At 46.2% G+C, this 11,057-nt stretch carries 12 protein-coding genes; 3 read left to right on the top strand and 9 right to left on the bottom strand.

The annotated features are described in order from the left end of the window. Window positions 1-79: 79 nt before the first annotated feature. Window positions 80-1,927, top strand: coding sequence for an IS66 family transposase (gene tnpC / locus I6E24_RS13325; protein WP_235329029.1), 1,848 nt, complete (start codon window positions 80-82; stop codon window positions 1,925-1,927). Between the two features lie 394 nt (window positions 1,928-2,321). Here the strand turns inward: tnpC and I6E24_RS13320 are convergent, their stop codons facing one another. Genes I6E24_RS13320 through I6E24_RS13280 form a run of 9 tightly spaced genes read right to left on the bottom strand, consistent with a single transcriptional unit; the run spans window position 2,322 to window position 9,760 of the window. Next, a complete protein-coding gene (locus I6E24_RS13320) occupies window positions 2,322-2,999 on the bottom strand; it encodes a hypothetical protein (protein ID WP_235329027.1) in 678 nt (225 codons plus the stop codon). Continuing rightward, window positions 2,996-3,541, bottom strand: a complete 546-nt coding sequence (locus tag I6E24_RS13315; RefSeq protein WP_235329025.1) for a hypothetical protein — start codon at window positions 3,539-3,541, stop codon at window positions 2,996-2,998. Before I6E24_RS13315 ends, I6E24_RS13320 begins: the two co-directional genes overlap by 4 nt. Next, the gene (locus tag I6E24_RS13310; RefSeq protein WP_235329023.1) at window positions 3,538-4,083 is read right to left on the bottom strand and encodes a topoisomerase C-terminal repeat-containing protein; all 546 of its coding nucleotides are present in this window, start codon (window positions 4,081-4,083) and stop codon (window positions 3,538-3,540) included. Before I6E24_RS13310 ends, I6E24_RS13315 begins: the two co-directional genes overlap by 4 nt. A 26-nt stretch (window positions 4,084-4,109) precedes the next feature. Continuing rightward, window positions 4,110-4,850 carry a hypothetical protein gene (locus tag I6E24_RS13305; protein WP_235329021.1) on the bottom strand — a complete coding sequence of 247 codons (741 nt, stop codon included), beginning with the start codon at window positions 4,848-4,850 and terminating at the stop codon, window positions 4,110-4,112. A gap of 5 nt (window positions 4,851-4,855) precedes the next feature. Beyond that, window positions 4,856-6,043 (bottom strand): toprim domain-containing protein, encoded by a 1,188-nt coding sequence (locus tag I6E24_RS13300; protein ID WP_235329019.1) that lies wholly within the window; start codon window positions 6,041-6,043, stop codon window positions 4,856-4,858. Window positions 6,044-6,073: 30 nt separating this feature from the next. After that, window positions 6,074-7,399, bottom strand: a complete 1,326-nt coding sequence (locus I6E24_RS13295; RefSeq protein ID WP_235329018.1) for an ArdC family protein — start codon at window positions 7,397-7,399, stop codon at window positions 6,074-6,076. Next, a complete protein-coding gene (locus I6E24_RS13290) occupies window positions 7,383-7,613 on the bottom strand; it encodes a hypothetical protein (protein WP_235329016.1) in 231 nt (76 codons plus the stop codon). The genes I6E24_RS13295 and I6E24_RS13290 overlap by 17 nt, the downstream gene beginning before the upstream one ends. Before the next feature lie 29 nt (window positions 7,614-7,642). Next, window positions 7,643-8,962, bottom strand: coding sequence for a MutS N-terminal domain-containing protein (locus I6E24_RS13285; RefSeq protein WP_235329015.1), 1,320 nt, complete (start codon window positions 8,960-8,962; stop codon window positions 7,643-7,645). Window positions 8,963-8,974: 12 nt separating this feature from the next. Further along, window positions 8,975-9,760, bottom strand: coding sequence for a DUF4099 domain-containing protein (locus I6E24_RS13280; protein ID WP_235329014.1), 786 nt, complete (start codon window positions 9,758-9,760; stop codon window positions 8,975-8,977). A gap of 83 nt (window positions 9,761-9,843) precedes the next feature. Here I6E24_RS13280 and I6E24_RS13275 point away from each other — a divergent pair, with 83 nt between their 5' ends. Together I6E24_RS13275 and I6E24_RS13270 are read left to right on the top strand one after the other, a co-directional pair. Continuing rightward, on the top strand, window positions 9,844-10,479 hold the full coding sequence (locus I6E24_RS13275; protein WP_138273742.1) for a glucosaminidase domain-containing protein: 636 nt from the start codon (window positions 9,844-9,846) through the stop codon (window positions 10,477-10,479). A gap of 108 nt (window positions 10,480-10,587) precedes the next feature. After that, window positions 10,588-10,935: a hypothetical protein gene (locus tag I6E24_RS13270; protein WP_235329013.1), complete on the top strand. Its 348-nt coding sequence runs from the start codon at window positions 10,588-10,590 to the stop codon at window positions 10,933-10,935. Window positions 10,936-11,057: the final 122 nt, after the last annotated feature.

Genomic DNA, 11,057 nt, shown 5'->3' with positions numbered 1-11,057 from the left:
TGTATGCGGTGAAAGTCGCACGTACAGTTCTTAATGGGGAAAGCGGCAGCAATGCCGCCGACCTACATAACTAGAGAACATGGAAACAGAGGAACTCATAGAACACATACTCAGACAGAAGCATCTTGAAGAGATGATGAACAGGCCTGAAAAGGAGCATACACCCCTTGAAGGTATGGATAATGAGCAGATAAAGAGGTTCGCCCTGTTCCTGTTTGAGGAGAATCAGAACAAGAGCAAGCAGCTTGATGAAATGATAGCACGACTTGATGAAATAGGAAAAGACCTGAAGGAAGCCAACCGTAAGATTGATTCCCTTACAGATGCCCTGCTTAAGGCAAACAGCAAGGCAGAGAAGGCTGCCATTGAATGCAAGCTCCGCGACAAGGAATACAAAAAGCTTGAGAAAAAGCATAACGCCCTTGTCGAGCGTCTTTCACTTATGAATAACCAGACTTACGCTTCATCCAAAAGCCTTAAAGGCATTGACCGCAAAAAGGTCGTAAAAGGAAAGCATGACGACAAGGATGACTTTGACGGAACTCCCACTGCTCCGGCTGGTGAAGTTCCACAGTCAGACTCTGCCGCATCATGCGACGCGCAGGATACTCCGGCCACTCCTCATTCCAAGGAAAGACCGTATAGAAAAGGGATGAGATACAACAAGAACTGTGTAGGTACCCCGATAATACACAAGTCCGATTATACAATGCTTCCTGAGGGGTCTGTAGTGATATCATCAAGCTATCGTAAAATAAGAAATATCGTGAGCCATATTGAGGAACATCACTTTGAAGTGCTTAAGGTAAAGCATGCCGACGGCAGGATTGAAAGCATGTTCCTTCCCATGAAAGATGACGCCCGGGCTGACATCTACAATGAGATTGTACCGGGTACAAGCATTACGGCAAACATGCTCTCGTATCTTATGTTCAACCGCTTCCAGATGTCAACACCGGCATACAGGGAAGCTAAAAACCGTCTGTCGGATATGGACTGGAACACTTCTGTGCAGAACCTGCTGAACTGGGCCGACAAAGGTGCCATGCAGCTGAACAAGCTGATACCTGCCCTCAAGAAAATTGCCCTTCAGGACGGTGCGAACGTGAATGTGGACGAGACATGGCTTCGTTACCACGCTTACAATAAGAAACGCAAGACCTATATGTGGTGTCTGGTAAACAGAAAAGCCCGTATTGTCATCTTCTTTTATGAGGACACAACGGACGATGAAGGTTTGCAGAAACATGGAGGAAGGAGCAGAAATGTGTTGAAGGAGTTCCTTGGTGATGCAAAAATCAAATCACTGCAGAGTGACGGTTATAACGTATATATGTATCTTGACAACGAACTTATGGATATAGATCATCTCTGCTGTCTGGCTCATGCAAGGGCAAAGTTCAAGTATGCCTTCGACCAGGGAAGCCCGCAGGCAAGAATCTTCCTTGAGCAGATAGCAAAGCTATACGGCATGGAAGATACTTATCGCCGGGAAAAACTTACTGCAGACGAGATTTACCGCAGAAGGAACAGTAAGGAAACGACGGAAATCATCGATAGGATAAGGACAGAGCTTTATGATCTGCTTGCAAATCCGGATGAGAACCGAAGCGAACTTATGAGCAAGGCCCTTAACTATTTGAAGAACTTCTGGAATCAGATCTTCGCCTACAGAAATGACGGAGAATACTCAATAGACAATATGGCGGCGGAAAGAGCGATAAGACCAATCACTGTCCAACGAAAGAACAGTCTGTTCTTCGGAAGCGTGAAAGGAATACAGAACTCCGCAATCTATAATACCTTTATAGAAACCTGCAAACAGGTAGGTGTCTCCTTCAGGGATTACTTCTGCAGGCTGCTCAGAGAATTAAAAAAGGGAAGAACGGATTACGAAAACCTGCTTCCCATGACAATATGCAAATAATAATCGTTAAATTTGTGAACTCTTTTTTAGACGGGTGCCTGCTGGCACCCGTCTAAAAGGGGCTACCCTAAAATTGGAAACTTACGAACAGCATCCGCACTCATATACATATTGAGGTTAATGATTGTACATTACAGTTCCTTATACATATTCTTTTTACGTATAAAAATGCTGTAAATATCTGATTTCTTGTGACAGTGCCTCATGTATAACTCTTTTACAAAACTAACAAATAGATTTACAATTGAGACATATTTTAAATAGTAAAAAGTCACGAAGTCGGATGAGTACTTATTTGCTGCTGAACCTGATTGTAATTGATATAATTTCATTTAAGAAGAAAGTCTAAATATAGTATCTGAAACTTTGCAGATGACCATATTTAGACTTTTATTTATTTGCTCTTATATACAGAAATGACAGGCCTGAACTTATGCACCTGATTTTTCGGTGTCTCCTGAATAGTACCTGACTGCATGGAGTAAAGCCATGCTTTATTCTCCTTCTGGCCTTCCACTTCAGTAGATGACCATAACCAGCATTCACCCGGATTCAGATTAATCGGAGTTCCACCGACTTCAGTTATACATTCATTAATCTGGTGCCGGACAGAAAACAGAAATGAGAGTTGCCGGACAGAAGGAATATAAGCCGATTGCCCATAACTCCACAAATCAAAAGTTCTGATAGCCATCGGTGACTTGACTTCATCATTATTAAACAAAGAATAAGTGTTCTTGTTTCCGTCTTCTTCGGTCAATGATGCAGAAGTACCCTGGTCAATCCCAAGACTGTCGGCAAAAGCCAGTGGTTCCATATCATGAATGTAAACTGCATAACCAAGATTGTCAGCATCAGGACTTCGGTTTACATGGAAAACTATGCCAACAGCTTCTTTGTCAAATTGCTTGAATTTGTCCATGGACAATATATTTCCGTCCGAACAAACCACATTGCCAACCTGAAGGGAAGATAACAGTTCGGTGACATCTTCATGTTCACAATGACAGGAAGTGAGCAACAGCCCACTCCATGCTGCCAGAATCGGTAATAAAAATCTTTTCAGCTTCATAACAGTGGGATTTCAAATGACCTGATTACACATTGCGCTTCCTTATCCATAATAAACCAGTATTCAGAGCGGTACGGTTGACCGTCAGAATCAGTGGCTTCATACTCTATCTTTACCTTCCAACCGCTGAACGGCTTACGTTCCTGACTTGTTTTATCACCTACAGGTTTCAGCTCGCCGGAAATCATCAGAGAGCGGAGTGCCGTCATGGCATCCATCTGACGTTTCATCTGTCCAGACATCATGTGACTTTCCGTATCCGGATTATCAAAATCCGTATCCTCCATAAACCTGCGGCTGATTTTCATCATGGCCACAGAAAGAGCCATCTTCTCCTTCATGGTAACATACTCACGGCCAAAGACAGAATCCGGTTTGCTGATACCTACAATCTTTACGGATTCCGGATTGTCCACCGAAGCCATCAGTGCCTTTTGGGCCATATCTTGTGCCTTATTCCCGCTGTTACCGGAACAGCCGGTTCCCATTCCGAGCAGAACTGCCACTGCAGGCAGTATCAGAAGTTTCTTTCCCTGTTTCATATCTTTACGATTTGAAGTTTGTCCGGAGCAAGACCGAGGCGTTTGCGGTAAATGGAACCGTCCTCCCGGTACATCTCCAGTTCGGATGAAGTAATGTTCTTTTCACAAAGTTCCTTCGCCTCTTCCAGTGTCAGCTGATGGCCGCCTATATTCCTCCAGATGGCAAATGAACACGGTGCTTCCTGATTGCTGTAGTTGGAACAGTTGAAAGCCCTTGTTCCCACACGCATCTCGCCGCCGCAGTGCGGACACCTGCCGATAACAGACTGCATATTTACTGCACCGTCATCAGCAAGTTCCAGCACTGTCGGGAAAGTCTTTCCTTCCTTGGTGGAAAAGCCGTCCAGAAGGATACGGCGTTTCTCCAGAAACTCGGCAATCTCCCCGTCATTCATTTTCCGGTTGCCGATGATGGCATTGATGTTGAGCACACAAGAAGGATGCTCACCTGTGTTGTTTTCGCAGCGATACCCCTTACAGGTCTTCACCACGTTGCCGCCGCAGAACGGACAGCGTCCTATAATCTTCTTTTCTGAATCCATATTCCTGATAAATTACAATGTTTGAATTAATTGAATGAGAACCCCCGGTTCCAGTCCGCAACGATTCCTCCTATGATGTTCTTGCCGGACATCACGTTTGCCCATCCTTCCGGGTCAAGAGAGAACCAGAGGTCGTTCCATGAGAGTGTGCGTACCTGCCATGCCAGGATAAAGAGGTCGGTATTGACAGCCTCCAGCCTGGTCAGTACCTCGTTTGCTATGTAGTACCGCTCGGAAGAACTGAGCAGGTTTACCTTGTGCTTCTCCTTGCCTCCGTCAGAACCGCCTGTATCATAACTTCCGGAAGTCACCAGCTGCTTCATGAACGGATAAAGCGCAGCCATCTGGGTTGCGGCATCAGCCAGCTCGTCCGAGACGATTGCAGCAATGGCCGTACCCTTCAGGTTACTGCCGACCGATTTGAGCAGCAGGCTGCAGTTCTGGGGTATCTCCGTGGCCACCAGTTCCCCGGCACGCTTAATCTGATAGAGATTCTGCATGGCTCCCTGTGCATTGGAAAGATATTCCAGCATCTTGTCCTCCACACTGTGTACCCTGTCGAGTGCAACCGTTACGGCAGTCTCGGCAGCAATGATTTTCTCGTGTGCCTTCTGACGTTTGTTGTAGATGTTTTTAAGAGTGGAAGTCTGTGCAAAGACAGCACCCGTCAGTGTCGGGTCTGTCTGTTGTGCAAAAGTGTCCGTACCTTTCAGCAGAAAAACTGCAAGGGCTGCCACTACCGTTGTTCTTAACTTGATTCTGTTCATATCATTCAGATTTTACGTCCTTTATTCCTTTGTTCGCTCAGATTCTGTTCACGTTCCTCTTTGTGTGGTGAAATCACCGGCTCCATCGGCCTGTTCAGCAGACAGTCGTTCCAGTCCTTGAAAGCCTTTGGAGGAAGCCACTGTCCCATACGGTACCGGATGTTCAGCTGCCTGGCAATCTGGGCCGGTAGGGGACGCTCCATGTCAGGCTCGAATACCTTTCCCTTCGCTTCAATACGGATGCCGCCGTCAGTCCTGCTTATCTTCATCTGAATACCTTCCTGCAGGGCCATCATGCGCAGTCCGTATATCCTCCCGGCCAGGTCGTTGTCAAAACAGTCGAAGGCACGTGCATTGGGAAAACGCTCCATGACTCCGGTTATCTGCCTGTCGGAAAATGTGCCGCCCAGTGAAACCAGAGCCGCACCGTCCCCAATCTGTATCCGGTTCATCTGGTAGAAGGCCATGGCATCAAATGCCGATTCACAGAAAAACACGCTTCTTACATTGTCCGGACTGATACCCGAAGGAACAGCCACCCATGCAGATGATGAAGAATCCGTACCTGCAGCCTTGGACTTGTAGCCGCCGTGTCCCCTGATTTCATACCCCCTGATTTCATTTCCCTTTCCGTCAGTATATGGGAATCCGATATTGTAGCCTTCAAACTTCCCGTTGTTCCTGTCCCTTATAAGGGAAATAAAGGACGAAAGAGCCGTTACGGTCGCTTTGGACAGTCCACGCCGGAAAAACAGTCCCGGTATTTTCCCGGTGTCAACCGGCTTCACCTCATATCTGGAAGGTTCAAACATGCCTGATGATTTTCCTGCCGATTTAACATACTCCCTGTCCTCCCTGTATTCAGGTTCAGGCATGTTGGCAAAACGTGCCATGACCTTGGCTATCTTCTGCCACTCATCCTTTCCTGATACCGTAAAGGAAGAAAGATTCTCACGGATGAGTGTCACCACATCTCCCTTGGAACCGTCACGCCGGAAAAAGGTCTGTGCCGCCTTGTCGTTCGGATGGCTGACAATCAGCGTATCCCTCCTGTTACCGCCTTCACCGAGTACCAGCTCGATGTAGCGTCCGACACCGGCCTTCCTGTCCAGACGGTATCCAAGGGCATATGCAATGTCATCAATTCCCACACGGGACTTCATTTCCCTGAAATTAACCTTGTAGTCACTCATGCTTTCCGATTTAAGATGTTATACTGAATTTCATATACCAAGTCCTGTACCGGCATTCCGGTTCCTGCCTATCATGGTAATCTCCGGTTCGTATGTCTTCCGTGCCGTCATGTTCAGGAAAGCCTCCTTGTCCTTCCAGTCCGTAAGCTGGAAGAATGTCCTGGCCGTTTCCCTGGAAACCTTCTTCAGACCCAGCTCCACACCGTCGTATGACGCACGGATGGCATAGTCTCCGGAACGGGTCTTGACAATGGCCGCATTTTTGAAAGGCATCTCCTCGTCCGCACTGACAGGAGTGAACGGGTCATTCTTTGCCAGATAAGGCTGCTCACCGAGAGCCAGACGCTGTTTGTCCACATGGTCAAGAATCAGGTCGGAAGCCCTATTCACGTCAGCCATGACCGATACTATAAACTTCGGTTCCTGTTTCAGTACACCAATCCACGAGTCCAGATAGGCAGCCGAGTTGTCCGTTATCCTGGAATCAAAGCCCATGGAATGGCTGATCATGGCAGCCGTAAGTTCCGCCACCAGCTCCTCCTTGGCATATTTCGGGTCACCGAACCTGCCGCCCATCTCCCTGTTCAGACGTTCCGGTGTCATGGTGGAGTGAGTCATTTCATGCAGCATGGTGGAATAATACTCCATTCCGCCACGGTAGGTTTCTTCCGGAGAATCACCGATATTGAACTGCGCCTTCATGGGCAGCACCACAATATCCTTTGAGGGAGAATAATAGGCACCGTTCTCACGCTTGTCGGCACGTATCGGACATAGCCACTGCTGCGTCTCCACCATACGGTCGAGTGCGGCATGGGTGTACATACCTTCCGTATCCCGAAGTTCCGGAACCTTGAATCTGTCCATGAGCTTCTGCATCCTCTCCGGCTGCACTTCTGCCAGATTGGTCTGTGCCACATTGTACACCGGGAATGACTTGATGAAAGGAATGACATCCATATCCTTCTTCTCTTCCTTGCTCATTGCACGGTATTCCTCCGTGCTTATCCTCTTGCCATGACTGTCCTTTATCATCATATCCCAGTACACCACCGGGAAGGCCTTTTCACCCTTCAGGACATGAGCCTTCAGGTTATGCGCCTGCTTGAAGGTCAGATATACCGGAAGCTGGTAGTTCATGGCTGCAGTATGCATCTGAAGAAAGAAGGAATTGGAACCGGAATAGTTTCTGCCACCCACATTCTGCGGCAGTCCGGCATAACCTGATGCGCCGCCAATCCATCCCTGTTTCCATCCGGTATCCTTCATATGCTGCATACGCTCAATCATCATTGCAGCGAAGCGGTCTATGGCCGCCTGCCCGCTGTTTCCCTGAGATTCAGTTCCAGATGCCATAGCTGTCGTCATCCATTACCTGACGGTCCATCTGCCTGATGTCCGTCTGTTCCACATAGAACTCGGCCGATTCATCCGAAGGGTCAGTACCGTGTGACCGGCACCACTCCAGATAATCTTCTGCATTCTCACTGTCCATAACAAAGCGGAGGAAACCTATCTTGCCCTCCTGCAGAAGCTCCACAAGCTCCTCATGATTCATTTTAGCTGACATATAACTTGTATTTTAGTTTTCTGATTATGTTACATTTTCATAGAAGCCGATTTCTCCACCTTTGCCGTATTGGTTGCAACCATACCGGTTATTTCCGTATTCAGATACTTGGCCGCAATCTGTTCCCTTGTGGCCGTCTTGGTCTTGAAAAGAGAATATCCGTCATCGAAGGAGATTTCATGCCGGGAAGTCTGTCCCTTTTCTCCAAGGTCAACCGAAACCTTCCATTTGTTGTCGTTCCTGTCCTTGGCCACACGCACACCCTTGGGGTCAACACCTTCAGGAAGCTGATACTTCTCGTATGCGGATTTCAGATGCAGACGTTCCCCGAAGTTCTTCTCAATAAGCTGGTTTGGAGTGGCCACTCTGTCAAAGTAGGCATTAAGGTCCTGGCGTGAAGCCACGGCAGACATGTTCGTATCCCCAACCTGAACATAGAACTTGTATTTCCCAAAGTCAGGACGCTGCTCGTCCTTCTCTTTATAGACATTGAACTTATTAACGGTTATAGAGCCGTCCGGTCCTGCAATCTCCATTGGCATACGGAAGGCTTCCTCAGATACTTTCGGCATCAGTTTTGTCGGATAGTAGCGTTCCATCAGTTGCGGTACCGTCATTTCCTTGTTCTGATAGGCAGCAAGGTCGGCTGCATCCATCTTCTGCGGCTTGAGCTGCTGTCCGTCAATCTTTGCGGTAAAGTACCATTCGGCAGGATTGGTGGTACTCTGGTAGGCATGGCCATGAGTTACCTTTTCACCGTTGGCTGTCACCATCTGCGGCTCACGGGGCTTGCGTTCCTGGGCTGTCTCCGTTTTCTGTTCGTTCTTCTTTTCGGTCTTTACTTCATTATCCGTCCCGGTATCAGCTTTGGTTTCAGCTTTGGCCTTCGACTTCTTTTCCCTTGCAGGTTTTACATCAACAGTGTTCTCCACTGTTTTGTCAGGAGCTTCCTGCACACCCTGTTCCTTTTTCTTCTTTCCCATATCTGTATTGTTTTGAATGGTTCTGTCATTATTCTCAGCCTTGTCCTGTCCGGCCTTCTTCTTCAAAGGACTGTCCAGTGCATCACAGATTGCAACCCTTATTCCGGAACGTATCAGTCTGGGCAGATAAACGTCAAGTACCGATTGTGGGAATGATGCAACCTTTATTGGTCTCTTGTAGTCAGGCAGCATCCTGTCTGTAATCTCGATGGCAAGCACTGCGGCAGCCTTGACGGCATCCTGCTTATAGAGTTCATAGAAACTGTTCCGTCTGAACAGCAGCATGGCATCCGGATGCTTCTTCTTCAGTTCGTTGAACTGCCGTATGATACCGTTATCATTATCTGAATCTGTCTTTTTGGCCATAGGAATCGAGTATTAGAGTTTAAGGCTGTTTGCTTTTGTTTCCTTCCGGGATGGAGAGAGTGAAATGGCACGCTCAACGGACTGTCTGTCCACCACCTTCTGATATTCCCAACGGTTCTTGTCAGTCATGACAAGGCCGAGGTATTCAGGATGAATCTCGTCATATCGGAGTTTCTGCTGTCTTTCCCATTCTTTCATGTCCCCCTTGATAAGCCTGAATCCCTGTTGCTCTTTCAGGTCAATGCCGACTGAAACCTTTTCGCCGCCCACATTCAGCTCAACAGGTTTTCCCTCCCGTACCTGCTGCTTCTGCTGCATACCCAGTTCAATGTCGTTTACCTTCTCCATGTCCTTCAGACGCTGCTCCAGCTTTATGTCAGTGGCACGCTTGTGAATGACGGATTTCGTTTCCGGATCAAGCTGGAGATACTGCTGAGTCTTTTCACCGTTTACGTTGACAGCCTTCTGTATTACCTCACCTCTGGCCAGACGTTCAGCCTCCTGCTGAGTGAGGTTGAGAACCTTGTTTCGTTCCCGGTCCAGTTCGGCACGTACCGGATAGGCAATAAGAGCCGGAGCACCGTTCTTGTCTGTAGTCATCTGAAGCTTCATCGGCATGGTGATGATGCTGCCGTTCCTTGCGTTGATGGATACCTGCATGATGGGAGTCACTTCACCTGCCATCAGCTTCTCCTTCACTTCCATGGGTAAGCTGTCCGCCTTTTCACGGTCGATACCCAGTATTGCCAGTTTTTCGTATGGCAACAAATCGGACTGATTTCTGTTGTGCATTTCCATATTACTGTAATTAAGCTGTTATATTTGCGGTTCTAACCGCCTGAATGCCACAAATGTATTCACGGCAATCTCCTGAAAAAGAAATGCACAACACTATTCTGATTTCACTGCTGTTAATGCTGCTACCGGTAAGCGTATCGGCACAGTTCTATACGATAACCAGAGATTCGGAACTTCTGCCAACAGAAAGACAAAAAGAGGCCTATAAGCATGTAGAAAAGGATGTTACAAAAGGGGAAAAGAATAAGATGATGGCAAAGGATACCCTGACTATAAGATCAAACAATCATAATGAATCAGAAGAAAATAGCCGGAATAGTGACAGAAAAGCATCCCTGAAAACAGAAGTGCAAAATACTGCAAAGGAAAAAAATCAAGCAGAAAACAATCTTCCTGAACTTACTATCCCCAATCTTTATAAAGAAATCATAAGAAACGGAATCCTATATCCCAAAATAGTATTGGCCCAAGCTATTCTGGAGACAGGATGGTTCCGTTCATCAGTATGCCGGAACAAGCACAATCTTTTCGGATTGACCAATCCCCGTACAGGGAAATACTATGAATTCAATCATTGGACAGAAAGTGTCCGGACTTATTATACTAAAGTGCAATATAAATACAAAGGTGGAAATTATCTGCTTTGGCTTGATAAGATTGGGTATGCGGAAGATCCGAAATATATTATAGCAGTAGAAAATGTTATGAGAGGATTATAAAAAAGGTCATAAATCTATGTTTCTGATCAAATTTATTTGTTTTTTCTATATCTATACCTAAATTTGGCATAAGTACTTATGCAATTTTGTGGCATAAAACAAAATGATATGGAAAAAACATTGATACAGTTAATTAAGGCAGTAGCTTCAAAGCTCCATAACAGTAAACTTAAACGATTGGGCGGTAAAGAAATGGTATTGTCTCTGAATTGTCTTAAAGAACTTTTAGGTTTAGACAATACAGAAGAAGCAATTATTTTTACAGCTTTATTCGATCGTAGCTGCAGTGGAAGAAGTTGTGATATTGATGATATTGCATCATACTTTGATTGTACTCAGTTGGATATCATGGAGTATGTCCCGGTTATTAAATCATTATTGAAAAAAGGTTTTATAGTTCAGACAAACCTGAGTGAGTACCGTATAGCACGCCAGGATTATATGGTTACCAATTAAGTAAGTGATCTAAAATATTTTTATATTCAGCATAAATTATTAATATTGTCTCATGATATTTTAGAAATTGAATCATGAAACATATAAAAGTGCTTGAATTGAGTGAGGCTGATCGCCTCAAA

The sequence above is a fragment of the Bacteroides caecigallinarum genome, assembly GCF_021530995.1.
Taxonomy (GTDB): domain Bacteria; phylum Bacteroidota; class Bacteroidia; order Bacteroidales; family Bacteroidaceae; genus Phocaeicola; species Phocaeicola faecigallinarum.
Note: the sequence above shows the minus strand (reverse complement) of the source record. Positions and strands in the feature narration are given on the sequence as shown.

Bases quoted from the DNA above. Each gene is read 5' to 3' on its own strand.
- tnpC (WP_235329029.1), top strand. From the start codon at position 80: ATGGAAACAGAGGAACTCATAGAACACATACTCAGACAGAAGCATCTT.
- I6E24_RS13310 (WP_235329023.1), bottom strand. From the start codon at position 4,083: ATGGATTCAGAAAAGAAGATTATAGGACGCTGTCCGTTCTGCGGCGGC.
- I6E24_RS13270 (WP_235329013.1), top strand. From the start codon at position 10,588: ATGGAAAAAACATTGATACAGTTAATTAAGGCAGTAGCTTCAAAGCTC.
- I6E24_RS13320 (WP_235329027.1), bottom strand. From the start codon at position 2,999: ATGAAGCTGAAAAGATTTTTATTACCGATTCTGGCAGCATGGAGTGGG.
- I6E24_RS13305 (WP_235329021.1), bottom strand. From the start codon at position 4,850: ATGAACAGAATCAAGTTAAGAACAACGGTAGTGGCAGCCCTTGCAGTT.
- I6E24_RS13280 (WP_235329014.1), bottom strand. From the start codon at position 9,760: ATGGAAATGCACAACAGAAATCAGTCCGATTTGTTGCCATACGAAAAA.
- I6E24_RS13285 (WP_235329015.1), bottom strand. From the start codon at position 8,962: ATGGCCAAAAAGACAGATTCAGATAATGATAACGGTATCATACGGCAG.
- I6E24_RS13315 (WP_235329025.1), bottom strand. From the start codon at position 3,541: ATGAAACAGGGAAAGAAACTTCTGATACTGCCTGCAGTGGCAGTTCTG.
- I6E24_RS13290 (WP_235329016.1), bottom strand. From the start codon at position 7,613: ATGTCAGCTAAAATGAATCATGAGGAGCTTGTGGAGCTTCTGCAGGAG.
- I6E24_RS13295 (WP_235329018.1), bottom strand. From the start codon at position 7,399: ATGGCATCTGGAACTGAATCTCAGGGAAACAGCGGGCAGGCGGCCATA.
- I6E24_RS13300 (WP_235329019.1), bottom strand. From the start codon at position 6,043: ATGAGTGACTACAAGGTTAATTTCAGGGAAATGAAGTCCCGTGTGGGA.
- I6E24_RS13275 (WP_138273742.1), top strand. From the start codon at position 9,844: ATGCACAACACTATTCTGATTTCACTGCTGTTAATGCTGCTACCGGTA.